General features: G+C 41.6%; 23 protein-coding genes. 14 read left to right on the top strand and 9 right to left on the bottom strand.

All coding sequences use genetic code 11. The features are described 5' to 3' along the window. Positions 1-3: 3 nt before the first annotated feature. The 4 genes from alaS to Q0L00_RS00615 form a co-directional block, all read right to left on the bottom strand. Positions 4-2628 carry an alanine--tRNA ligase gene (gene alaS / locus Q0L00_RS00630; RefSeq protein WP_297335001.1) on the bottom strand — a complete coding sequence of 875 codons (2625 nt, stop codon included), beginning with the start codon at positions 2626-2628 and terminating at the stop codon, positions 4-6. A gap of 181 nt (positions 2629-2809) precedes the next feature. Then, a complete protein-coding gene (locus Q0L00_RS00625; protein WP_297334918.1) occupies positions 2810-3778 on the bottom strand; it encodes an MlaD family protein in 969 nt (322 codons plus the stop codon). Positions 3779-3780: 2 nt separating this feature from the next. Continuing rightward, the gene (locus Q0L00_RS00620; RefSeq protein WP_297334917.1) at positions 3781-4503 is read right to left on the bottom strand and encodes an ATP-binding cassette domain-containing protein; all 723 of its coding nucleotides are present in this window, start codon (positions 4501-4503) and stop codon (positions 3781-3783) included. Positions 4504-4522: 19 nt separating this feature from the next. After that, a complete protein-coding gene (locus tag Q0L00_RS00615; protein WP_297334916.1) occupies positions 4523-5290 on the bottom strand; it encodes an ABC transporter permease in 768 nt (255 codons plus the stop codon). Positions 5291-5501: 211 nt separating this feature from the next. Between Q0L00_RS00615 and Q0L00_RS00610 the strand changes: the two genes are divergently transcribed. Continuing rightward, positions 5502-6620 (top strand): alanine racemase, encoded by a 1119-nt coding sequence (locus Q0L00_RS00610; protein WP_297334915.1) that lies wholly within the window; start codon positions 5502-5504, stop codon positions 6618-6620. Positions 6621-6733: 113 nt separating this feature from the next. Next, a complete protein-coding gene (locus tag Q0L00_RS00605; protein WP_297334914.1) occupies positions 6734-7093 on the top strand; it encodes a diacylglycerol kinase family protein in 360 nt (119 codons plus the stop codon). Position 7094: 1 nt separating this feature from the next. Here Q0L00_RS00605 and Q0L00_RS00600 read toward each other — a convergent pair whose 3' ends face one another. The 3 genes from Q0L00_RS00600 to Q0L00_RS00590 all read right to left on the bottom strand — a co-directional run bounded on the left by Q0L00_RS00600 (position 7095) and on the right by Q0L00_RS00590 (position 11515). Continuing rightward, complete coding sequence (locus tag Q0L00_RS00600) at positions 7095-7937, bottom strand: DUF2490 domain-containing protein (RefSeq protein WP_297334913.1); 843 nt, start codon at positions 7935-7937, stop codon at positions 7095-7097. Further along, entirely contained in the window at positions 7934-9901 is a 1968-nt protein-coding gene (locus Q0L00_RS00595) for a hypothetical protein (RefSeq protein WP_297334912.1), read from the bottom strand. Before Q0L00_RS00595 ends, Q0L00_RS00600 begins: the two co-directional genes overlap by 4 nt. A 219-nt stretch (positions 9902-10120) precedes the next feature. Then, complete coding sequence (locus Q0L00_RS00590) at positions 10121-11515, bottom strand: arginine decarboxylase (protein WP_297334911.1); 1395 nt, start codon at positions 11513-11515, stop codon at positions 10121-10123. Positions 11516-11730: 215 nt separating this feature from the next. Here Q0L00_RS00590 and rocF point away from each other — a divergent pair, with 215 nt between their 5' ends. From rocF to Q0L00_RS00535, 11 genes are all read left to right on the top strand, one after another. After that, positions 11731-12681: an arginase gene (gene rocF / locus Q0L00_RS00585; protein WP_297334910.1), complete on the top strand. Its 951-nt coding sequence runs from the start codon at positions 11731-11733 to the stop codon at positions 12679-12681. 89 nt (positions 12682-12770) lie between these two features. Further along, positions 12771-14561, top strand: a complete 1791-nt coding sequence (gene argS / locus Q0L00_RS00580; RefSeq protein ID WP_297334909.1) for an arginine--tRNA ligase — start codon at positions 12771-12773, stop codon at positions 14559-14561. 2 nt (positions 14562-14563) lie between these two features. Next, positions 14564-15154 carry a glutathione peroxidase gene (locus Q0L00_RS00575; RefSeq protein ID WP_297334908.1) on the top strand — a complete coding sequence of 197 codons (591 nt, stop codon included), beginning with the start codon at positions 14564-14566 and terminating at the stop codon, positions 15152-15154. 7 nt (positions 15155-15161) lie between these two features. After that, positions 15162-16076: a 1,4-dihydroxy-2-naphthoate polyprenyltransferase gene (locus tag Q0L00_RS00570; protein ID WP_297334907.1), complete on the top strand. Its 915-nt coding sequence runs from the start codon at positions 15162-15164 to the stop codon at positions 16074-16076. Between the two features lie 71 nt (positions 16077-16147). Next, on the top strand, positions 16148-17002 hold the full coding sequence (locus tag Q0L00_RS00565; protein WP_297334906.1) for a universal stress protein: 855 nt from the start codon (positions 16148-16150) through the stop codon (positions 17000-17002). Positions 17003-17047: 45 nt separating this feature from the next. After that, complete coding sequence (locus Q0L00_RS00560; protein ID WP_297334905.1) at positions 17048-17401, top strand: translation initiation factor; 354 nt, start codon at positions 17048-17050, stop codon at positions 17399-17401. 345 nt (positions 17402-17746) lie between these two features. Then, on the top strand, positions 17747-18607 hold the full coding sequence (gene hisG, locus Q0L00_RS00555; protein ID WP_297334904.1) for an ATP phosphoribosyltransferase: 861 nt from the start codon (positions 17747-17749) through the stop codon (positions 18605-18607). Between the two features lie 14 nt (positions 18608-18621). Beyond that, entirely contained in the window at positions 18622-19917 is a 1296-nt protein-coding gene (hisD, locus tag Q0L00_RS00550; RefSeq protein WP_297334903.1) for a histidinol dehydrogenase, read from the top strand. Then, positions 19914-20978, top strand: a complete 1065-nt coding sequence (gene hisC / locus Q0L00_RS00545) for a histidinol-phosphate transaminase (protein ID WP_297334902.1) — start codon at positions 19914-19916, stop codon at positions 20976-20978. Before hisD ends, hisC begins: the two co-directional genes overlap by 4 nt. Position 20979: 1 nt before the next feature. Then, a complete protein-coding gene (gene hisB / locus Q0L00_RS00540; RefSeq protein WP_297334901.1) occupies positions 20980-22077 on the top strand; it encodes a bifunctional histidinol-phosphatase/imidazoleglycerol-phosphate dehydratase HisB in 1098 nt (365 codons plus the stop codon). Positions 22078-22154: 77 nt separating this feature from the next. After that, complete coding sequence (locus Q0L00_RS00535) at positions 22155-22952, top strand: tetratricopeptide repeat protein (protein ID WP_297334900.1); 798 nt, start codon at positions 22155-22157, stop codon at positions 22950-22952. On the opposite strand, the gene Q0L00_RS00530 is transcribed toward Q0L00_RS00535, so the two are convergent. Further along, a complete protein-coding gene (locus Q0L00_RS00530; RefSeq protein WP_297334899.1) occupies positions 22953-23831 on the bottom strand; it encodes a glutathione synthetase in 879 nt (292 codons plus the stop codon). A 99-nt stretch (positions 23832-23930) separates the two neighbouring features. Between Q0L00_RS00530 and Q0L00_RS00525 the strand changes: the two genes are divergently transcribed. After that, entirely contained in the window at positions 23931-24704 is a 774-nt protein-coding gene (locus tag Q0L00_RS00525) for a polyprenol monophosphomannose synthase (protein WP_297334898.1), read from the top strand. Here Q0L00_RS00525 and Q0L00_RS00520 read toward each other — a convergent pair. Beyond that, positions 24661-25875, bottom strand: coding sequence for an FtsX-like permease family protein (locus Q0L00_RS00520; RefSeq protein ID WP_297334897.1), 1215 nt, complete (start codon positions 25873-25875; stop codon positions 24661-24663). The two genes, Q0L00_RS00525 and Q0L00_RS00520, sit on opposite strands and share 44 nt — an antisense overlap. Between the last annotated feature and the right edge of the window lie 30 nt (positions 25876-25905).

The following is a 25905-nucleotide window of genomic DNA, read 5'->3' as shown; positions in this document are numbered from 1 at the left end:
TTCTTATTGATATAATTTTCGAGCCTTAGTCACGACTTGATTCAACCCCTCGAGATTCTTTCCTCCCGCTGTCGCAAAAAACGGCTGTCCCCCTCCTCCACCTTGAATCTCCTTGGCCAATTCTCTTACAATTTGACCGGCATTCAAACCTTTTGACTGGATTAAATCCTCCGCTAGAATGACCGCAATTTGAGGTTTTTCGGAAATATTCGCGGCCAAAATCACAAAAGCATTTTCCAATTCATTTTTCAATTCATACGCCAGTTTTTTCAGAGCATCTGCATGGGGTAATGTGATTTTGGCTACAAGGGTCTGCATGCCATCTTTAATTTGAACTTGCTGGAGCAAATCCTTTTTTATCGAAGAGGCTTTCTCCAAATAAAGACCTTCTATTTCCTTTTTCAGTTCATTACGCTCATCGATCAAATTCTCTATGGATTTTCTCAAATCTTTGGGATTTTTTAACAAATCCTTCAATTCTTTCAAAAGCGTTTCCTGTTGGCGAAAATAATTCTCCGCAGCAGCAGCCGTAAGGGCTTCTATTCGGCGTACCCCAGAGGCTACTGAACCTTCGGAAACGATTTTAAAAAGTCCTACTTGGGAGGTAGAGGACACATGAGTACCGCCACAAAGCTCCACAGAAAAGTTGGGATCAAACGTGATCACACGCACATAGTCTCCGTATTTCTCTCCAAATAGTGCCGTAGCCCCCATTTTCTTTGCTTCTTCGATGGGAACATTCCGCTGCTCCATCAGCGCAATATTCTCCCTGATTTTAGCATTGACAATATGCTCCACTTGGTTGAGCTCTTCATCTGTCATTTTTGCAAAATGAGAAAAATCAAATCGCAGAACTTGATGGTTCACTAAAGAACCTCGCTGTTGAATATGACTACCAAGTACCTGCCGAAGGGCTGATTGAAGCAAATGAGTAGCCGTGTGATTATTCATCGTAAGCTGACGTTTTTCTTTATCGATTTCAGCTGAAAATCGGACTTCCGGTTTTTTAGGAAGCTTCTCCACAAAATGAACAATCAAATCATTTTCTCGCTTCGTGTCAATCACTCTGATTTTTTCACTTTCGGATATCAACCAACCCGTATCGCCAACTTGTCCTCCGCTTTCGGCATAAAATGGTGTTTTATCGAGTACCAATTGATACTTATCCCCTTTTTTATCCTTGACGGTCCGGTACTTGATGATGTGGGCAAAAGACTCCAGAAAATCATAACCGATAAACTCCACACCTTCATCTTCATGAACTAAGACCCAATCGCCAGTTTCCGACTCAGATGCAGCCCGGGATCGATTTTTCTGCTTTTCCATTTCAGAGGCAAACCCTTGTTCATCTAAGGAAAAACCACTCTCCCTAGCAATCAATGAGGTCAGATCCAATGGAAAGCCAAAAGTATCATACAACTCAAAAGCGGTCTTTCCGGAAATGACCTGCTCACCTTTTTCGCCCAATTCAGCCTTGATCGAGTCAAGCATTTTTAGACCTTTATCCAAGGTTCTCAAAAACGAGCTTTCTTCTTCTTGAATCACCTTGGCAATAAAATCCCTTTGATCTTTCACTTCAGGAAAAATTTCACCGAAATTTTCAGCAATCAACCCTGTCAACTCATGTAAAAATGGCTCTGAAAACCCTAAAAAGGTATATCCATAGCGCACTGCTCTTCGGAGAATTCTTCGAATTACGTAGCCCGCTTTATTGTTTGAGGGAAGCTGCCCATCTGCAATCGTAAATGAAATCGCCCGAATATGATCCACGATCACTCGAAAGGCTATGTCAGTTTGCTCGTCTTTTCCATACAATTTCCCTGATTTTTGCTCCAGGTATTGGATAAAAGGCGTAAATAAATCCGTGTCATAATTGGAGGATTTGGCCTGTATCGCTCGCACCAATCGCTCAAACCCCATTCCGGTGTCCACATGCTTGGCAGGAAGTTCCTTTAATGTACCATCTGAGAGTCGATTGTACTGCATAAAGACCAGGTTCCAGATTTCAATCACCTGAGGATGGTCATTATTGACCAAGTATCGTCCTGGAATCGAGGCTCTTTCTTCTTCTGAACGCAAGTCAATGTGGATTTCCGAACAGGGACCGCAAGGTCCGGTATCACCCATCTCCCAAAAATTATCCTTTTTGGAACCCATGATAATTCGGTCCTCGGGTACAATGGCTTTCCAGAAATCGTATGCTTCTTGATCCATTCCCAATTGATCTCCTTTGTCTCCCTCAAAAACCGAGACGTAGAGTTGATCTTTTGGCAGTTTGTACACTTCGGTCAAAAGCTCCCAAGCCCAGGCTATCGCTTCTTGTTTAAAATAATCTCCAAAAGACCAATTGCCCAACATTTCAAACATGGTATGGTGGTAGGTATCCACTCCCACCTCTTCTAAATCATTGTGTTTACCGCTCACACGAAGGCATTTTTGGGAGTTAGCTACTCGGGAAAACTTAGCAGTTTCATTTCCGAGAAAAGCATCTTTGAATTGATTCATCCCTGCATTGGTAAACATCAGCGTTGGATCATTTTTAATCACAATCGGTGCTGAAGGGACAAACTGGTGCTGTTTGGATTGGAAAAAGGAAATAAAGGTACTCCGGATCTGTTTTGCTTCCATGAAGATTAATGCAAACGAATGATTGAATAAACGAATTAAGGCACAAAAATGCGCCTTTTTCATCGGGACTCAAAATTAGTAGAATTGACGGGCTTATGTACAATTGTTAGGGTAAAATACACCTGCCATTCAGCAGCCGTTACCGAAAAGAAAGGATCTTCACCAGTAAAATCAATCCGTTCTAATTTCCGGCTTCTTTTTCCTGTTTTCTAAAATACCGCCGAAAAAGGATATTACTTCGCATGGCTTCCAGATTTTCATTGAGTTTTTCTGAACTTTCTCTGAGCTCAACCATCAGTTGAGAAACATGTTCCTGAAAACTTGAATCATTCAACAGCATCCCTGCGGTGCCTTTTCCATCTTCCAGGTTAGCACTGATTTGAGCCAGATTTTCCATAAGCACCGCTGCTTGATCGGTGCTTCGGGCCAAAGCATGCATGGATTGTTCAAAAGAAGAAACCATGGTGGTGTCGGTAAATAGCGTATGGACCAAGCCCTCACCTTCCTGAAGATGAGTCAAGATTTCTTCACCCGCCTGAGTCATTTTTCTTGCCGCCGTACCCGCTTGACGAAATTCACCAAGGGTCTTTTTAATCTCTAGGGTTAACTCCTCATCAGATAAAAAATCCCAAAGCAAATTATTGGAATTCAATCGCTCGGTGATCGCGGTAATATTAATCAGTGACTTTTCCAGGTATTCCCCCGATCGATCAAGTCGACCCATTAGTTCATTCGTGCCCGAGACCAAACTGGCACCAAGCACATCTCCCTCCTCAACTGGGGCAAAATCTCCATTGACTACCAAAATCTGAAGGACTTTATTTCCCATTAAGCCATCGGTACTAATCGTCACTTCATAATTTTTGCCTATAAATTGCTGTTTGGATTTATGGATGAGTAAGCCTACCCGAATGGTTTGATCGTCCAGCATTTCTACCCCGCTTACAGTTCCTATATCCATTCCACGGAAACGCACATTATTGCCGGGCAGCAGTCCATTGATGTTTTCAAGGTCTGCATACAATTGAAAAGATGTCCCAAAGATATTTTGATTTTTCCCGATCATGTAGAGGGAGAAAACCAAAAATACCATTCCGGCTAAGACCATAAACCCCAGTTTTGCATGTGCCATTTGTTTTTCCTTTTTCATAATCAATCGAAGAATTCCCGAATCTTCGGATCGGGGTTTTGATGTAAATTCTCTAAGGTATCACAGGCATAATTCTTCCCATCGATCAGCATAATCACCCGATTTGAAGTAATGCGAATACAATTCATATCGTGGGAAATGATGACAGAAGCAGTTTGATATTTATGCTGAATTTTAACAATTAAATTGCTGATTTCTCGTGCCGTAATCGGATCAAGTCCAGTGGTAGGTTCATCGTAAAGAATCACTTGGGGTTTTAAGATCAGAGTTCTGGCCAAGGCAATACGTTTACGCATTCCGCCGGAAAGTTCTGCTGGCATCATATCCAAGGTATGGACCAATCCCACATCTTCCAAGGCCTCCAAAATGGCGTTTTTCGCATCTTTTTCTCTTTGTTCTTGTGTCCAGTGGCGCCGAAGTGGAAATTCCAGATTTTGCCTCACAGTCATGGAATCATAGAGTGCATTAGCCTGAAATAAAAACCCAACATCGGCTCTCAAATCATCCATTTCTTCCTGATTTAATTGATTGATATCTTTTCCCAGAACTTCGATTCTGCCCGAATCAGGTTCCAATAGATTGATGATGCATTTGATCAAGACGGATTTACCAGAGCCAGATTTTCCCAAAATCACTAAATTCTCCTGGGCTTTTAATTCCATGGAAAAATCATTGAGCACGACATTATCCCCAAATGCTTTGCTGATGTGTTCGACTTTAATCATTAATTCGGCTTGTCCCATATTAAGTCAGACCCATTAAATCCATCAATTGAACTGCCAGCAAATCAAGAACGAAGACCAATAGCGAAGCTACAATTACCGCTGTGGTAGCCGATTGCCCAACTCCTTCGGTTCCCTTTTTAGAAGTATATCCCTTGTAGGTCCCAACAATTCCGATCGCAAACCCAAAAAAGAAGGTTTTTACAAAACCCGGGATGAAATCTCCATAACTCAACGCATCGTAGGCCTGGAACCAGTACAGGGACCAACTCACTTCACCCCGAATGTTCACTCCCAAATATCCTCCATAAATGGAAATAGCAATCGCCAAACTGGACAATACAGGGACCATCAGGGTGCTTGCCAGCACTCGGGTGACCACAAGATATTTGAAAGGATTGGTACCTGAAACCTCCATGGCGTCGATTTGCTCAGTCACCCGCATGGAGCCAAGTTCTGCTCCCATCCCTGAACCTATCTTTCCGGCACAAATCAAAGCGGTGATTACCGGTGAAATCTCGCGAACCAAAGAAACAGAAACCATGGCTGGCAAAAGTGAAGCGGCGCCAAATTCGACCAAGGTTGGGCGAGACTGAATTGTCAAAACCAGTCCCATTATAAAGGCAGTAATTCCAACTAGGGTCAAGGATTTATACCCTACCCAGTAGCATTGGTTGATAAATTCTTCCCACTCCTGCCGAGGCTTGGTGACCTCACGGAAAAAACGCCCCGTAAATCGCGCTATTTCCCCGACTTCAGTGAGGAATGGACCTTGAATTTTGAATACCATAGCTGCATTTTTTCAATAAAGAAAGGTGGATATTTTCTTTCAATAAGTTGCCTATCTCCGTCAACAGTTTCAATGATTAAAATCATCAAATACAGAGAAAAGAAAGACAAGTCGATCCGCTCATTTGCGAGGTTAAGCCCTTTATCCATTCCCCTGTTCTGAGAATTTCTTATTTTTAACCTTCGAACCAAAAAGCCTAATATAAATCACGATGTCTTACCTCTCCACAATTAGTTCTCCTACCCTACTCATCGACGAAAAAATCTGCAGAGCAAATCTGAAGCGAATGGCAGAAAAAGCGAAGCGTCACGAATTAAATCTTGCTCCTCATTGGAAAACTGCCCAGTCCCGCAAGATCGGTGGTTGGGCTAAAGACTATGGGATTACCGAAATTTCAGTCTCTTCGATCAAAATGGCCGAGTACCTTAGCGGTCAAGGCTGGAAAAATATTCATATCGCATTCCCATTCAATGTGAGAGAAATCCCAACGCTAAATACCCTGGCAAAAGCCCAATCCATTTCCGTACAGGTCATCAATCCGGTGACCGCAAAGCGCTTAGTGGATGAGCTGACCGTTCCTGTTGGTTTTTTTATTGAAATAGATGCGGGATATGGGCGAACGGGGGTTTCGGTTTCCGATTTTGGATTGATTGAAGAGATACTTTTGATTAGTAAAAAATCAGAAAACCTTAATTTTAAAGGGTTTTATTTACACGCAGGTCATTCCTACTACATGCCCGATATTCCTGAGCTTTATGAACAAACCCGCAATGCGCTATCCATGCTCAAAAACAAATACCGAACTGAATATCCAGAACTTTTGACCCGAACGGGTGATACCCCTGGCTGTGCGGTAATGGAAGATTTTGGAGATATCGATGAAATGGGACCGGGAAACTTTGTCTTTTATGATTTAATGCAAGAAAAACTGGGTGGCTGTTTCAAATCAGATATTGCCGTGGTCCTGGCAGTGCCGATCGTAGATATCAATCGAGAAAGAAATGAAATTTTAGTACATGGAGGGGGAGTCCACCTGGCCAAGGACGCATTAAAAGAAGAAGATGGCTCGGCTAATTTTGGAGAAGTGGTCTACCTGAATGAACATGGCTGGGAAATTCCCGAAATTCAAAACCGTTCCTATTTGAAAAGTATTTCTCAGGAACACGGAATTATCAAAGCTTCTGATTCCTTGATGCAAACGGCAAAAATCGGTCAGCTTCTCGGGATTCTCCCCGTTCACTCTTGCATGACTGCGGATGCAATGGGTTCCTATTTAAGTTTAAACGGGGAAATAATTGATCACTGCGAGGGTTCCTTTGGTAAAAACTAACGGAATTTCGACTCCAAGTTTCCTCAAATCAATCTCCTTTTCTTGTAAAAGAATAGGAGATTTTTTGCTTTAACAAAAGCCCTTTCTTTCTATTTTTGACTAAAAAAAACGCTATGGCAAACTTCATTCTGGGCCGGATCAAAAGTATCTACTTTGCTTTGAAAGGCTTTTTTTGGTTGATCCGAAACGAAAATTCCATCATGGCCCAAGGTATTTTTGCGCTAGCATTTACGGTTTTGGGGTTCTATTTGGCAATTAAACCAATGGAATGGGCCCTTCAGATTTTAGCGATCGGATTGGTCTTGTCTGTGGAGAGCCTCAATACTGCGATTGAAAAAATCTGTGACTTTATCCATCCAGATTTTCACAGCAAAATCGGATTGATCAAAGACATCGGATCTGGAGCCGTGACATTCGCTGCTTTTACTGCATTTCTGATCGCTTGTTTGATTTATTTTCCGTATTTCTTCTAAATCAAAAAACCGGCTGAAATTCCACAGGTGGGGTTTTTCGTTTGGTAAAATCAAGATTGTGATACACCGAGAAACGGATTAAATCCCGATTGACATAGTCAATCCCTGAGTCTCGCTGCTGAAAACTTTTTGCATACCCGGCTTGAAACTGCACATTTTCATTCAAAATATAGCCGATCCCGACAAAGGTCCGGTTGTCCTCAAAAGGGTTTCGGATAACCGGTTTTCCAGTTTGGATGAAGAGCTCGTTATACAACGAAGCAAAGTAAGTCCCTTGCTGTAATTTGGGAGAATTAATCGGAATATAGGTGGCGATTTTATAGCGCCATCTCCAGGTCAGCTCAAACGGAGAACCGACATAATTATCCCTTCTCCAGCGCTGTTCAGTACGGATTTGATGGTATACTTTTGCCCGTCCCATCGACTGGATAAACAGTGCCTGCTGCCAAAACCGAAACTGATTGACTACGTTATCATAGGGTTTTTCTTGATTTTTGTAGTCAGGAGTAGCCCAATAAAATGGTGTCGCAATCCCACCGGTGATTTCTAGATTTTTGTTGATAATATAACTCATCCCAAACCGGAGATAAATCTGAGCCATATTTTGCACGAGCTGATCACGCGTTCGAACGTGATACTCACCATAATAATAGAGCTTTTCCCCGACCCGATATTTGGTGTATAATCCATTCCAAAGCTCGGATCTTCGCGCCGTATTTCGCTGTTCGGGTTCTTCCTCTTTGCTTTGACTTTGAGCAAAACCAACTCCACAAAGAAGTGAAAATGCCGCAGTCAAAAGGAAGGTAATCCCAGCCTGATGTATCGTAAGTTTATGCAATCTCACAGTGATAGCAATTTTTTAAGTTGGTTAATATCGGATCCGGCCTGGTTGAGGTTTCGTTCCAATCGCTTGGTATTTCTGCCTTTGAGTTCCAAAAGTCGGTTTTTGAGGGATTCCAGGGTCAGGAGTCGTGCTCTGACCACTTCAAAGTCTTTAGTTTGCTCGATTTGATTCAATTCATAGGAGATGATTCGTTGGGCTGCTTGAACCAAGGCGGCCTGTCTAAGTACTTCAAATTCAGACTCAAAGGTAAATGGATCCAAGGTTTTCTCGGTAAACTCAGCTTGAAGTTGTTGTCCTAAACCTGCATACTGATCCAATTCGGGAAGTCGGGAAAGTACAAATTGAAGCAATTCAATGATTTCGTCCCCTGCACTTGCCTTATCGAGAAAATCCTCAGTTTCATTATACTGATCCAACAGAATCTGGTATTGATCGACCGCAAGATTTTCATAAAATGCCTGGACCAAAGTTCGATGAATATCCGTTGTTAGGCGAAGCGATTTTCGCAAACTATCAATCAAGCCTTTCTCGCTCAAAATCCTCGATTCGATTGCTTCCAGATCCTTATCCTGTCGGAAATCTTGCTGTTGACTACTCACATATTGCTCTATTTCAATAAAATAAGCGAGTTCTTGATTGAGGTAATTGAGCAGATCTTCACCCAGCATATTGGCTTTCTCCACTGCTGAGAAATCGAGTTCTTTGGTTTTCACTTCGCCTCTGTAGGTATATTGGATCGTTTCGGATTCTTTGAGAAAATCCAGTCCGTCCCGGAGGTAGTTACTTGGGTCAAAAAAGCGAATACTTTCACTTTTCAAAAGGTCGATTACCCGTTCAAACTTCTTGACTTTATTATTCAGGTATTCAAAATATGCCTTACTGAAGGAAAGGGAATCAGCAGTGTTTTGATTGAGCATCAGAAAATCCAAACGACTTTTTAAAGCTGCCTCACGCTGTAATTCATCAAAAATCCCGATAGCTTCCTGATAACGCTCCTTGTCTTTTTTACTAATTTCATAGGCAAATCTCCTGGTCGATATCGGAGATTTGACCAAGTTGCCTTCTTGGATAAAATTACCTTGCTCAAACTGTAAAATTCGAGTCAATGCATCCTCAAGCAAATAAGTCCCCCGATATTGGCCTTGATACTCTTGGCTTTCTTCAGAAAATCCATCATTGAAAGTAAGTCCAAAAAACTCCTCAGAAACCGAATAATCTACCTCAAAACCCTGATTGAGAGAATCTAACTTTTCAATGGCATTGTAAAAAACCACTTCATCGATTTTTTCATTCGTCAGGCTGTTGACTTTGGACAAACCGATCAAAAAACCACTTTCGTAGCGCCGAGTCTCATGGATAGAAATTGAATCTGAAGAATAAAAAAAGTCCCAATTCCCATTCATTAATCCTTTTTCATTGACTAGCCCAAAAATCTGGTAGGTATTCGCTCCGTCGGCACTTTCAAAACGGACTTTACCTGTGAGTTTATCAGCTTGGAATACTAAATCCTCCGCTTTGAAAACCTCTTTAGCCGATTCTCCCACCCATCGATTCTCATAGTAATCCCAAATTCCCTGTAGCTTTCCTTCTTTGTAGTGAGCTTTTAGATCAATGAACTTGCTCTCGAGCTCAGCAATGATCGACCGATTCTGGATATCCTCAATTTTGATTTTATGCTCCGCTTTTTTGTATACCCAATCTTTATCCTTTTTGTAGGATTTGTAGGATCCGTCCACGCTAAGTTTTAGAAAACTGGATCGAGTGAGACTGTCGAGCTTTTTGTATTCAAAGTTAAATTTGCCGTCTAAAACAGCTTCATTATCTTCGATGAGGTAATAATAAAAATCCCCAATTCCTCGGAGATCATTAAAGGTATATCCTCCTTTATAATTTTTGGTTTCCTGTGCACTCAGTTTTAGACCACAGGAAAGTACAAGTGTGAAGAGGAAAAAAAGCTGTTTCATGTTCTTCAAGTTACCAAAATACTTGCCAACTATAATTTGGCTGAAAATCAGGGTATTTTAACGAAAAAAGAATCTATTTCACGAAATCGATTGATTTTTTGCAAAAAAGTATGCCCCTCGACTTTTTCAATAGATTCTTCTTTGATGATAGGAATTGACCGATTTAAAATTTTTAAGCTTTATTTTCTTTATAAAGATCAAAACGTGAAGGTTTTAGTCTCATTCCTGGTAGCCTAGCACTTTCAACATGCTCTCCTCAGTCTGATCCGAGGCGAAAAGCCAATGCTTCACTTGGCCATTTTCATCACGATCGATCAAGACATGCTTAGGTGCTGGAATCAAACAATGTTGAATGCCACCATACCCCCCCAAAGATTCCTGATAGGCACCGGTGTGAAAAAATCCAATGTATTGTGTCCTTCCCTTTTCCACCTTGGGAAGATAAATATTGAATTGATGAGCCTCTGAGTTATAATAATCCATGCTATCACAGGTTAGGCCTCCCAGGGAAATATTGTGATATTCCTCGTCCCAATTGTTGACTGCCAGCATGATGTACTTTTGATTGAGCCCCCAGCTATCAGGCAATTGGGTAATAAATGACCCATCGATCATATACCATAGCTCCTTGTCGTTTTGAAGTTTTTCCTCCAAAACAGAATAAAGTACCGCACCACTTTCGCCTACGGTGTAGCTTCCAAATTCAGTAAAAATATTCGGTTCGGTGGTGTTGTTTTTGGCACACATCCATTTGATGTTTTTAACAATCTGATCGGCCATGTATTGGTAGTCATAGTCAAAAAACACATTGGTTTTTATCGGCCAGCCTCCTCCAATGTCCATCGTATCTAAGCTGGGCGCTATTTTTTTAAGATCCACGTATTTCTGGATAAAGCGAGTTAATTCAGACCAATAATATGCCGTATCCCGAATCCCTGAATTGATGAAAAAATGCAACATTTTCAGGCTTACCTTTGGATTGTTTTTGATTTTTTCTTCGTATAGACTTAGAATGTCATTGTACCGCACCCCCAGTCTGGAAGTGTAAAAACCGAATTTGGGTTCCTCATCCGCGGCAATCCGTATTCCGACCTGAAAAGGTACGTTTACATGTTCCAAGTAATAATCAATTTCAGTCAAATTATCCAAAATCGGCACACAGTTTTTAAAACCGTCATTCAGCAACTCGGTGATGTATTGCTTGTACTTCTCCCGCTTAAAGCCATTGCATACAATGTAGGTATCTTTGGTAATTTTGCCTTTGGCATACAGGCTTCTGACCAAAGGAATATCAAACGTCGAGGAGGTCTCGATATGGATATCATTTTTTAACGCTTCATCCAACACGAAACTAAAATGCGAAGATTTTGTGCAGTAACAATAGGTGTATTTACCTTGATAGTTATGCGTTTGAATGGCATTATTGAAATAGGATTTCGCGTTTTGTATACTTTCAGAAATTTTGGGCAAATAGGTAAGTTTTAATGGAGTACCATAGGTTTGAATGATTTCCATAAGGTTCACTCCGTTGAAAAACAATTCATTATTCTCCACATGAAATTCATTGGTAGGAAAGTCAAAAGTCTGTTGAATTAAATCAATGTATCGGTTCATTTGCCCAGTTTTAAGATTGCAGTACAAAAATTGCTTTTTCTCAGCGCAATTCAAATCAAAAGCCGAAAATCCCACCAAGCCAGCTTGCTCAAAGATTTCATGAATCCCATTTTTGCTTAGGATAAAAATTTCTAAATCCCAAAAGAAATGGATAAATGGGGCTTTTTAGCTAGTTTTGCGCACTTGAAAAAGCAAACCCAAATACTTTTAAAAATATGAGAGATATCAAGCTTGTTGAGGTAAGGTCCGAACTTGCAGCCGGTACCCGAGGGGCCAGTTTAGGCATCGATGCTTTGAAGATTGCCAGTTTGGATAAAAAATCGGATTTTTTCACTCAATTTGACCCGATAAATGTGCAGGATGCCAATAATTACCTGTGGAAAGGAAATCAATTTCCTTATGCAAACTACATCGATGGGGTGTACCAAGTGCTCAAAAATGTTTATTCTACCATCGAGTCCCTTCGTCTGGAAAAGAAATTTCCCATCGTTTTGGCCGGTGACCACAGTACAGCGGCCGGCACCATCATGGGGATCAAAGCCGCAGAACCTGAAAAACGATTGGGCGTGATTTGGATTGATGCTCATGCTGACCTACACACTCCTTACACCACTCCTTCGGGAAATATGCATGGCATGCCCCTAGCTATGGTCACTCAGCTGGACAATTTAGAATCTAAGGTCAATGAACCTTCAGAGGAAACGATAACTTACTGGGAGCGAATCAAACGGATAGGTGGAGATCAACCCAAAATCGACCCCAGGGACATTGTATTTATTTCCGTCCGTGACACTGAATCACCTGAAGATTTCCTACTAAATAAATATGGAATCAAAAATTTCAAAACCAGTGAAGTGCGAGAAAAGGGAATCACAAAAATTGCTGCCGAAACGTTAGAGCGGTTAAAAAATTGTGATCAACTCTACATCTCCTTTGATGTGGACAGTTTGGATACGAGCATTTCGGTAGGCACCGGCACTCCAGTTCCCGATGGATTAACCATAGAGGAAGCCATCCTACTCAATGCCGAATTGATCAAAGATAAACGAGTATGCTGCTGGGAAATCGTTGAAGTTAATCCCACGTTAGACTCTGAAAACACCATGGCAGAAGCTGCTTTTGAAGTATTGGAGATCACCACCAAATCTTTGGTAGATCATTTCTAAAGAGTAAAGTAACAAGTTAGATTAATTAAATTAATCAGCTTATTTATAATTAGTTATAATAATTAAAACCACAGATAGCACACCCTATCATGAGCATTCAGCAAAATATCCTTAGTGGAATTCAACAGGCCTTTAGGCAGATTTTTCAATTGGAAGTCGAGCTCGATAAACTCAATTTGGCTCCTACTCGAAAGGAATTTGAAGGAACGTACACCTTTGTGGTTTTTACTTTTCTAAAACAGACCAAACTTTCCCCGGAAATGACCGCCTCCAAAATTGGGGATTTCCTCAAAGAAAACTGTAGGGACGTTTCAGATTATAACGTGGTCAAAGGTTTCTTAAATTTGGTATTAAATGAGAATAGTTGGATTGATATTTTCACCACTTTATACCGAAAAGAAACCATCGGACAACTTCCTTCCAATGGCCAAAAAGTTATGGTGGAATACTCTTCTCCAAATACCAACAAACCGCTTCACCTAGGCCATCTTCGAAATAATTTTTTGGGTTATTCGGTCGCTGAGATCCTCAAGGCCAATGGCTATGAAGTAATCAAGTCAAATCTGGTCAATGATCGAGGAATCCACATCTGCAAATCCATGGTGGCTTATCTACATTTTGGAAATGGAGAAACCCCTGAATCTGCTGGATTAAAAGGAGATCATCTGGCGGGAAAATATTATGTGCTTTTTGACAAGACTTATAAAACTCAAATCAAGGAACTCCAAGCAAAGGGTCAAACTGAGGAAGAAGCCAAAAAAAATGCTCCAATTCTGATTGAAGCCCAGGATATGCTTCGAAAATGGGAAGCGAATGATCCCCAGACAGTGGCACTATGGAAACAAATGAACCAGTGGGTTTATGCCGGCTTTGAAGTAACTTACCAGACCATGGGGGTTGACTTTGATCAATTCTATTACGAATCCGATACGTATCTGTTGGGAAAAGACATTGTCGAGGAAGGCTTGAAGAAAGGCGTCTTTTTCAAGAAGGAAAACGGATCGGTCTGGGTGGACCTGACCGAGGAAGGCTTGGATGAAAAGTTGGTATTAAGAGCGGATGGAACCTCGGTTTACATCACCCAGGATATGGGCACCGCAGACTTGAAGTATCGGGATTTTCAGATTGACAAATCAGTTTATGTGGTTGGTAACGAACAAGATTATCATTTTGAGGTCTTGTTTAAAATCATGCGAAAACTGGGTCGTTCTTATGGGCCAGGACTCTACCATCTTTCCTATGGGATGGTGGATTTACCCACTGGAAAAATGAAATCCCGCGAAGGTACCGTGGTGGATGCCGATGACCTCATGCAGGAAATGATCGATACTGCTGAAAGTCATACCAAAGAACTTGGTAAAATCGAAGGATTCAATGAAAAACAAGCACAGGAACTCTACCGAATCTTGGGTTTGGGAGCCCTGAAATATTTCCTGCTAAAGGTAGACCCGAAGAAACGAATGCTTTTCAATCCCAAAGAATCAATCGAATTCCAGGGCAATACTGGCCCTTTTATTCAATATTCACATGCCCGAATTGCTTCTATACTCCGCAAGGCCGATCAGCTTGAAGTGAACTACCAAAATCCTGATTTTTCCTCAATGGGGCAATTGGCAGAATCAGAAACCTCGTTGATTTTGATTCTAAATGATTTTGAGAAAAAAATCGCTCAGGCAGGGACAGAATATTCACCAGCTATCATTGCTCAATATCTTTTTGATTTGGCAAAAGAATACAACCGTTTCTATGCCGATGTTCCTATTTTCTCAGAAAATGATGCCAGTATTTTGGCATTTCGGGTAGCTTTGTCTGCCCAGACAGCCAAAACAATCAAAAAAGGAATGCGTTTGCTTGGTATTGCCGTCCCTGACCGAATGTAATTATGAAAAAACTATTTGCAATTTTATTGTTTTCCGCCTCTTTTGCCTGCGGCAAAACGTTGGAAAGACCAGAGAGGCTTAATGCAGATTTTCTAAAACAGCATGAACGAATGATCGATAGTAAATTTTACGACTTCAAACTCAACGATATTGATGGTAAGGAGGTAGATTTTAGTCAGTTTAAAGGCAAAAAAGTACTTCTAGTTAATGTCGCTTCGGAGTGTGGCTATACCCCTCAGTACGAAGCCTTGCAAGAACTTCACGAAAACTACGGTGATCAAATTGCCGTTTTGGCTTTTCCTGCCAATAATTTCGGGGGGCAGGAACCTGGTAGCAATGAAGAAATCAAGGAATTTTGCACCTCAACTTACGGAGTGACCTTTCCGGTTTTTGAAAAAATATCCGTCAAAGGTTTCGACAAACATCCCCTTTATCGTTGGCTTTCTGATGAAAAAGAAAATGGCTGGAACAATCAAGAGCCCAGTTGGAATTTTTGTAAATACTATGTGAATGAAAACGGAGAATTGGAAAAATTCTTTCCCTCGTCCATCACTCCACTAGATGAAGCTATACTTTCATTGATAGACCAATAATCATTGAATGTCAGAACCTAGTGAAATAAAAACTAAGAAACAAGCCTGGCTGCATGCAGTCAGGCTTCGTACTTTGCCCCTGGCCCTAGCCAGTATTTTGGCTGGTTCATTTTTAGCCGGATACGACCAAGATTTTCGCTGGGAGGTTTTGGTCCTTGCAGCATTAACGACCACATTTTTACAAATCCTTTCCAACCTTTCGAATGATTACGGAGATTCGGTTCACGGAGCAGACTCAGCAGAACGACAAGGACCTGTACGAGCCGTACAATCTGGCTTAATCAGTTTGGCTGAGATGAAGCAGGCCATGATCTTGTTTGGAATCTTTTCTCTGGTTTCTGGGCTTGGTCTATTATTTATCGCAGTACAAAACTGGACCTTATTTCTGATTTTTTTAGGTTTGGGGCTCGCGGCCATTTGGGCGGCAATCACCTACACCTCGGGTAAAAACCCTTATGGATATCTGGGTTTCGGAGATATTTCGGTTTTCGTCTTTTTTGGGCTTTTAGGAGTCTCGGGGACCTACTTTCTTCACACAGGAACTTTTACTTTACAAAGTTTACTCATCGCCTCCTCCTTGGGATTTTTCAGCACTTCGGTATTGAACATCAACAATATCCGGGACATTGACTCCGATCAAAAAGCAGGCAAACGATCCATTCCGGTTAGGATCGGAAAAAAACATGCCATCACCTACAATTGGATCTTAGTGGATTTAGGAAATATCAGTTTAATCATTTGGGCGATCTATTCCGAAAATTATCCCTCGCTGCTTGCTTTGCTTGCCTTACCCCTGATGATATTGGTCGGAATGGGAGTACAAAAAGCTAAAACTTCGAAAGCAACCGATCCTTTCTTGAAAAGAATGGCTCTCAGTACCTTACTTTGGGTTATACTTTTTGGTATGGGACTTCTTTTGTAATCATTCCCCCCAAAACTCTTTTTTGATCTAAAAAAACTGTTAAATTGGCATAAGCAATAACCCGTTGAACCATGACCAAAATACTCGTACCCTACGATTTCTCAGAGCAAGCCCAATATGCTTTGGACTTTTGCACAGCCTTAGCCAACCGACTCGACAATGTGCATGTAGAAGTCCTTCATGTACTCGAAATTCCAGCCAATACCGGTTTTGGGACCATGGGTGGTGGTGAAATGATTCCTGAAATGGAAAATCAGATTTTTTTCGTTGAGCTGACCAATCGACGAAAAAATCAAATGCAAGAACTGGATGAGAAATTCAAAAATAGCTCATTTAAGTTTACTACCCGTATCAAAATGGGAAATGCGTTTAAAGGCATTCATGAGTCAATCAAAGAGGAAAATCCAGATCTTGTGGTCATGGGTTCTCAGGGTTCCTCAGGAATTGAAGAAATCTTTGTAGGGAGTAATACCGAGAAAGTGGTCAGAAATGCTACTTGCCCAGTAGTTACGGTCAAACATCCGATTGACCCTAAAGACATCAAAAAAATTGTATTTGCCAGTGATTTCCGAGAAAACTCTGCCGAGGTTGCCGCCCGAGTGAAACGACTCCAGCATTTGTTTGATGCAGAGCTATACTTCGTCATTGTCAATACGCCAGGTACATTTGAAACCAGCAGGGAATCCCTTCAGCGAATCAAGTATTTTACCAAGGAGTTTCACTTCGAAAGTGTCAAAGCAGAAATTTACAATTCCCTTTCCGAAGAAGGGGGGATAATTGAATTTGCCGAAGATATCAAAGCGGATATGATCGCCATGGCTACCCATGGGCGCACCGGTTTTATGCATTTGATTACCGGAAGTATCGCCGAGGATGTGGTCAACCATGCCAAGCGACCGGTTTGGACTTTTAGAGCAAAAGAATAATCACTGAGAGCCTGTCTAAACCACAGGCTTTTTTTAATTTTGAACATGGCAAAACGAAATAACGACTGGAAAAAACGGGATGGGGTGGTTTTCTCCACCAATGATGAGTTTGAATTTGACTACGACTCCGAAGAAACCAACCAAACGCTTCCCCCTTCTGAGCAAAAATTGAAAGTAATGCTGGATAAAAAGTCAAGGGCAGGAAAACAGGTGACTTTGGTTGCGGGTTTTTTGGGAACCGAGGAGGATCTTAAGGATTTAGGAAAGTTGCTCAAAACCAAATGTGGGGTCGGAGGATCAGCCAAAGCAGGAGAAATCCTGATTCAAGGAGATCATCGAGATAAAGTGTTACAGGTTTTACTTGCTTTGGGCTATAAAGCCAAAAAATCAGGCGGTTGATTTGGATTGGGATGGTATAAAAATTATCAGATGGGGTTGATCAACCAAAGGATTCAACCTAATCCACCATTTTATTTAGAAATTTGATCAGAAAATAATTTGCTCAAAACAGTTCTGTAGCTTGTCTGTTTCATAAGAGAACGTATCTTTGCTGACCAAATGAATACACTTATCCCATCATTTGAGATTTTTAGAGCCCATCACCATGTGATTGGGTTGCATCATTTTCATCATTCCCTTTGAGGAATACTTTTACACCCCCACCCGGTGACGCTGATGACAGGGATTCGGCCTTTCACCACTAAAACATGACCACCCTTTTATTTCTTAGTGTAACTTGCAGACATGGAAAAAATAATTCGCATTGCTGTCCAAAAAAGTGGCAGACTATCCGATGATTCACTCAGCCTGATTAAAGAATGTGGAATCAAATTCTACAACGGAACAGGCAAATTAAAATCTACATCCACCAATTTCCCCATCGAATTTTTATTCCTTCGCGATGACGATATCCCTGGCTATGTAGCCGATGGCGTCGCCGATTTGGGAATTGTTGGAGAAAACGAACTGGTAGAAAAAAATAAATCAGTTATTACGCTCAAAAAATTAGGCTTTTCAAAATGTCGACTTTCACTAGCCATCCCTAAAGGTCAGGAATATAGTGGAATACAGTATTTTGAAGGGAAAAATATTGCCACCTCCTACCCTAAAATCCTCAGTGATTACCTCAAAGCCAAAAATATCAAAGCGGATATCCACGAAATTTCAGGTTCGGTAGAGATTGCGCCATCCATTGGCTTAGCCGAAGGAATCTGTGATATTGTCAGCTCAGGCTCCACTTTGATGATGAATGGACTCAAAGAAGTCGAAGAAATATTCAAATCAGAAGCCGTTTTGATTGCCAATACTAGCCTGGAGGGCTGGAAATCGGAGATTGTCGAAAAGTTACTATTCCGAATGAATGCCGTCCAAAAAGGGAAAAGCAATAAATACGTCCTGCTCAATGCGCCCAATGAATCTTTGGATAAAATTATCAGCTTAATCCCAGGGATGCGCAGCCCGACCATTCTTCCTTTAGCCCAACAGGGTTGGTCCTCCGTACATTCGGTGATTAGCGAGGATCAGTTTTGGGAAAACATCGAAGAACTCCGAGCTGCTGGAGCCGAGGGGATTCTCGTTGTTCCTATTGAAAAAATGGTGATTTAATCTTTTTACAACCTATGAACATTCTTGTAAACCCTGCCCCATCCACTTGGAAAAAAGAACTGGCCCGGCCCGTGTTCAAAACCAAGGATATCAATAAAATCGTCAAACCAATTCTCCGCAAAGTCAAACGAAACGGTGACAAGGCGCTTTATAAATTTGCACACGAATACGATCATGTTGATCTTGATTCTCTTTTAGTTGGACAAGATGAGCTGGCTGAAGCTACTTCAGCCTTGGATCCCGAACTTCAAGTTGCTATCCAGACGGCCAAGAAAAATATTGAACGATTTCATCAAGCCCAGGCCGGACAGGAATTGATTGAGGAGGTCATGCCTGGTGTGATATGCAGAAGAAAAAATGTTCCCATCCAGCGAGTGGGTTTGTATATTCCCGGAGGGACTGCACCCTTATTCAGTACTGTACTTATGCTTGGCATTCCTGCAAAAATAGCAGGTTGTCAAGAAATTGTACTTTGCACTCCCCCAAATCGGGAAGGCAAAGTCCATCCAGCCATACTTTTCACAGCCCAGCTTATAGGCATTACTAAAATCGTCAAAGCTGGAGGAGCTCAAGCGATTGCTGCTTTGACTTTTGGGACTGAGTCAGTACCACAGGTGGATAAAATTTTTGGTCCGGGAAATCAGTTTGTCACTGCGGCAAAACAGATTGCTACCAAATACGGGGTGGCTATTGATATGCCGGCAGGTCCATCGGAAGTTTTGGTTTATGCCGATGATTCCGCCATTCCGTCTTTTGTGGCTGCAGACCTTCTTTCTCAAGCCGAGCATGGAGTGGATTCCCAAGTCGTGTTGGTCACCCATTCGGAAAAATTTGCTAAAAAAGCGCTCAAAGAGATCAATAAGCAGTTAGAAAATCTTTCCCGAAGAGATATTGCTAAAAAAGCCCTAACTAATTCGGTGGCAGTTGTGATTCAAACACAGGAAGATGCGTTGGCACTGATCAATGATTATGCCCCTGAGCACTTAATTATCGCGGTGAAAAATGAAGAAGAGGTCGTGGCAGGAATCATCAATGCAGGCTCAGTATTCATTGGAAATTATACTCCAGAATCAGCTGGTGATTATGCCTCTGGTACCAATCATACGTTGCCAACTTATGGTTATGCCCGAAATTACAGCGGTGTTTCCCTAGATTCATTTGTCAAAAAAATAACCTATCAGAAAATAAGTGCTGAGGGCTTAAAAAATTTAGGCCCAACCGTAGAGGTGATGGCAGAGAATGAACTACTCGATGCGCACAAAAATGCCGTAACTATTCGACTCAATTACCTGAAAGAAAATAATTTATGAGTTTTGAGTTAACCTCACTCCTGCGTCCACATATTACCAAAATACAACCTTACACCTCCGCCCGGGATGAGTATAGCGGAAAAGAAGGAATATTCCTGGACGCGAACGAAAATCCATATGGATCGATTACCGAGCAGGATTTCAACCGCTACCCTGATCCCTATCAGCATGCCTTAAAGGCTGAAATTGCAAAGATTAAGCAGGTAGATCCCGCTCAGATCTTTTTAGGAAATGGATCAGATGAAGCAATTGACTTGTTGTTTCGGGCATTTTGCCGGCCCGGGATAGACAATGTAATTCTTCTTCCTCCAACCTATGGAATGTATGAGGTTAGCGCAGCAATCAATGATGTTGAAACGCGCAAGGTACCGCTTACGCCAGATTTTCAATTGCAGACAGATCGGGTATTGGAGAAAATAGATAAAAACACCAAAATCATTTTCATCTGCAGCCCGAATAATCCGAGTGGAAATAAATTGGATCGAACTGAAATCCGGCGAATTATCCGGGAATTTCAGGGCTTGGTCGTAGTGGATGAAGCCTACATTGACTTCAATGATGAGCCCAGCTTCACTACCGAATTAACCGAGTTTCCCAACTTGCTGGTTATGCAGACTTTCTCCAAAGCTTGGGGACTTGCCTCCCTGCGCTTGGGGATGGCATTTGCATCGAAGGAACTCATCCGGATCTTAAATTTGATCAAGCCACCTTACAATATTTCGGGTTTGACTCAAGCCACGGTGTTAGAAGCGATTCAAAATATTGGTAAAGTAAATCGGATGATTGCCGAGATACTCGAAGAAAGAGCCTTTTTAGCCAAGAAATTAACTGATTTAACTTTTGTTCAAAAAGTGTATCCTTCTCAGGCTAATTTCCTTTTGATCAAAATATCGAATGCAAATGAGGTGTACGCTGCTTTAATCGATGAAAAAATTATAGTTCGTAACCGGTCCAAGGTAATTCTCTGTGAGGATTGTCTTCGGATTACTGTGGGTACCCGAATGGAAAATGAAACATTTTTGAGCGCCTTGGAAAAAGTCTTTGCCAAAACCGAACATTAAAATGAAGAAAAAAGTATTATTTATCGATCGGGACGGAACCATCATCAAGGAGCCTCCCACGGACTTTCAGGTTGATAGTTTGGAGAAACTGGAATTCATCCCCAAGGCAATTTCCAACCTTCGCAAGATAGCCGAGGAAACGGATTTTGAATTGGTCATGGTGACCAATCAGGATGGATTGGGTACAGATTCCTTTCCTGAAAAGGATTTTTGGCCGGCACAGTATAAGATGCTCAAAACCTTGGAGCAGGAAAATGTCCTTTTCAAAGCCATTCATATTGACAAAAGCTTTGAGCATGAAAATCTCCCCACCAGGAAACCCGGTACTGGATTGCTTCAAGAATATTTCTCAGAGGAGTATGATTTGGCGGCAAGTTATGTTATCGGGGATCGGTTGACCGATATTCAACTCGCAAAAAATCTAGGAGCTAAAGCCATTTTTATTGGTGAAAACCAGGAAGATGCTGAATTTTCCTCCCGAGATTGGGATGAAATTTACCGATTTCTGAAATTTCCACCTCGAGTGGCGGAAGTCAAACGAACCACTTCAGAAACTGATATTTACATCAAACTGAACCTAGATGGAAGTGGTACATGTAAAATTTCAACGGGCTTGCATTTCTTTGATCACATGCTGGAACAACTAGGAAAGCATGGTTCAACCGACTTGGAAATCCAAGTAAAGGGAGATCTTCACATCGACGAGCATCATACCATTGAGGATACAGCCTTGGCATTGGGTGAAGCTTATTCGAAGGCACTCGGAGATAAAAAAGGCATTTATCGCTACGGTTTTCTGCTGCCGATGGATGATGTTCTGGCCCAGGTTGCCATCGATTTTGGCGGAAGACCCTGGTGTGTTTGGGATGCTAAATTCAATCGCGAAAAAATTGGCGAAATGCCTACTGAGATGTTTTACCATTTCTTCAAGTCCTTTTCCGATACAGCGAAATGCAACCTAAATATCAAAGCAGAAGGCGAAAACGAGCACCATAAAATTGAAGCGATTTTTAAAGGACTGGCCCGAGCAATCAAAATGGCCGTTCAAAAAGATCCCATGAATTTAGACCAGTTGCCCTCAACCAAAGGGGTGCTTTGATTGTAAAGGAATGGAAAGGGATAAAAAATATTTCAAAAAAATATTTTCTATCCCTTTATTTTTTTGTTTATTACGTCATGCTACGAAAAATTCATATACCAACTATTGCTCTGATATCTTTTTGGCTAAGTGCCTGTCAGTCTACCTTAAACGAAGCTGAAATTTTGTTTAAAAACCAAGCTTACGAAGAGGTGGTTTCCAAACTAGACAATTACCTGTTTTTCAATGTGACTGATCTTAAAGCCCTTCACCTCAGGGCAAGAGCCTACGAGGAACTCGATCGGATTCCGGAAGCCATTAAGGATTATGAGCGAATTATCGCCTTGGATCGAGACTATGCTCAAGCCTTTGCGGGTATAGGAAAAATTTATTTTAACCAAAAAAACTATAAAGACGCAGAGCTTGCCTTACTCAATGCAGCCAATAAAGATCCTGAAGATTACGAAATACTCTATCTTTTAGGCAGAACTTTGCTGGTCAATGAAAACTACAGTCTTTCCGAGGAGTTCTTGATGAAAGCCCGTGAAATCAACCAGAAAGATGCCAAGCTTCACTTTTACCTCGGCATGGCAAGAGCTTTCCGAGGAGATATCTTAGGCTGTGCCGCATCGTTTAACACCTATGTAAATTTCGAACCTAACAATGCGGTAGGTCGATATAATCGAGGCTTTGCTTTGATGAGAGCGGAATATTACGAATGGGCTTTAGAGGATTTTGAAGCAGTTTTGAAACAAAATCCCAATCACGTAGAGGCACTTGCCAAAAAAGGCATTTGCCTGAAGCAATTGGGAGATTCTCAGGGCTGTCAATTTATTCAAGAGGCTGCAAGCAAAGGCTCAGATTTTGCCCAAAGTTACTTGGAGCTCTGCAGCTGATCAGAGCAGGCGATCACTGAGTGCTTGGATATAATTAGGGATTGCCTCCGGAGTCAAGGCCAAAAACAAATAAGGCTCGATCAATTCTAATTCCATCAACTGAAATTCACCGGAAACAAGCACACCGTCTACTCGTGCGTAAAGGGTATTTGGTCCAAATTCCCGAATCAACCGTTTGGCAGATTCCAGCAGTTGAGATTCCGGTTCAATGACTTGAATAGTCCCTCCGAAATAATGTTGGACTCTAAAGTCTGCCTTAGCTGGCCTCTTCAGTACCGCATGTGAAAATACGCCATTCAAGAAGATCAGAGAATACTCCCCGACTTCGGCGACCTCTTTTACAAATGGCTGAACCAAAAAAGCCTCCTCTTCCAACAAGGACATCAATTTGGGTAAGAAACTATCCCAATCCGAAAGGGAAATTTTAAACGTATTTTTGGCTCCACCACTGACCAACGGTTTAATGACGACAGTTTCCTTTTGGATTTGCGCCCGAATCGATTCCACGTGGGGCAACTTTCCCTTTTCCAAAAGCATCCCCGCAATCACTGGAAACCCTTTATCGGCAATTTCGAGCAAATAGGATTTTGAGCTATTCCAGCGGATGGTATCCAAATCATTCAAAACCGGAATCCCAAGTGCTTTTATTTTATCCAGCCAATCCAAAAACTCCGGATAATAATCAAAATAATCCCAGACCGACTTGATCAAAAGGGTGGAATACTGGGACCAATCTACCTGGGGATCGGACCAGGGAACAATATCATTAGAAAATCCTAAATCAGTCAATATTCCCGAAAGGATCTCGTCTTCATTGACTGTATTGGTATCATAAGCTCCAGTAGAAAAGTAACTGACGATGGCGATTTTGGAAGTCATAGGGTGAATTTTGCCACAAATGTAGCTTTTAAGTAAAATTTGCAAGCACCATTCTTCAAAAACTCCTACTATCCCTTACTTTTGACCTTTGCTAAGAATATGAAACACCGCAAACTCGTCATCATTCCTACTTACAACGAATGTGAAAACATTGCTGAGATGATCCATAAAGTGATGGGATTAGAGGACTTTTTTGAGTTGTTGATTATTGACGATGCTTCACCGGATGGCACTGCCCAAATCGTACAAGATCATCAACATCAATTTCCCGACAGGCTCCACCTTTTGGAGCGAAAGGGGAAATTAGGCTTGGGAACGGCTTATATTTTGGGTTTCAAGTGGGCATTGAATAAAGGGTATGATTACATTTTTGAAATGGATGCAGACTTTTCACATGACCCAAAAGATCTGGTTAGACTATATAAAGCCTGTGCAGTGGATGGTTTTGATCTAGCAATCGGTTCCCGCTACATTACTGGCGTCAATGTGGTTAACTGGCCCATCGGCCGGGTGCTGATGTCCTATTTTGCCTCGGTTTATGTCAAATTTATAACCGGACTACCCATCAAGGATGCTACGGCAGGATTTAAATGCTATCATCGTTCGGTTTTAGAAGGCATTGTTTTGGACAATATTCGCTTTATCGGTTATGCATTCCAAATTGAGATGAAATTCACGGCTTGGAAATTGGGCTTTAAAATCACCGAGGTCCCCATTATTTTCACCGACCGAACCAAAGGGACTTCAAAAATGAGCAAAGGAATCTTTAAAGAAGCCGTTTTCGGGGTGATTTGGATGAAAATCAAAAGTCTTTTTTCCCCCTACAAACTCAATCAAAACGAATCGATTGAATGGGGTTCACCCGCGAAATAACTACCACAGGAATCCACAGCACCAGCGCAGTCAAGCCTGCAATCCCCAAATTCAACAGCACAAAAACTGGCCAATTCCAATCAATAGGAACATAGCTCATGTAGTAACTTTCAGCTTCCAACGGAATCAGTCGAAAGTTATATTGCAAAAATCCAAAACCCAGACCCATAGCATTCCCAATAAGCAATCCTCGACCCAGAATTCGCATGCCATTCCAGAAAAATATCCGACGGATTTGAGCGTTTTTGGCACCGAGTGCCTTGAGTAAACCAATCATCTGTGTACGCTCCATGATCAAAATAAACAGGATTGCTCCCATGTTAAAAATAGCAACAAATCCGATTAAACTGATAAAGACGTAAACATTGGTATCCAGCAACTTAAGCCAATCAAAAATTTCTAAATATTTTTCTTGTGAATTGATTAGCTTCAGGTCCAAATCCAAAATCTCTTCTAGGGCAAAACTCAATTCTTCGCTGGGACCCGGATTGACAAAAACTTCCATTCCTCCGATTTGATCAGCTTTCCAACCATTCAGATTTCGAATAGTTTGAAGTTCTCCGATGACGATTTTTTCATCAAAATTTTCCAAAAAGGTCTCGTAAATCCCCACTACTTCCACTCGGCGATAGCGTGGTGGATCTTGTACGAAATAGAGAATAATCCGATCCCCAACCTCCAATTTAAGCCGATTAGCGATGTATCGGCTCAGCATAATTTCATTGGAAGTTCCTTCCCGGGGAATCTGAATCATCCGACCTTCGATGAGGTATTGGCTAAATGCCAGCGTATCAAAATCCAGCCCAACTCCCTTCATCAAAACGCCTTCTACCTCTTCTTCTCCTTTAATCAGCGCGGCTTTATGAGCAAATGATTGGGTTTTCTCAACAAAAGGTAATTCGGACTTTTTCGTAGCAAATTCAGAATCTTGCGAAAATGGCAATTCTTCAAAGGCATTACTCATGCTGAAGCGCTGGATTTGATAATGTCCTGTAAATCCGTACACCCGCTCTGAAACCGTTTTTTGGAATCCACCCAAAACCATGAATGACAAAAGCGAAACCCCTAACCCTAAGGCCAAGCTCCCCACGGCAATCCGGTGAATGGTTTTGGAAAAACCTCCGCCGCCTTTAAAACTGATTCTTTTGGCTATGAAATAGGAAAGGTTCAAGAGAGTGATTTAATTTGTCTAAACGCAGCG

Source organism: Algoriphagus sp., assembly GCF_024305035.1.
In the GTDB taxonomy this organism is placed as follows: Bacteria; Bacteroidota; Bacteroidia; order Cytophagales; family Cyclobacteriaceae; genus Algoriphagus.
This window is presented reverse-complemented; position numbering and strand designations above follow the sequence as displayed.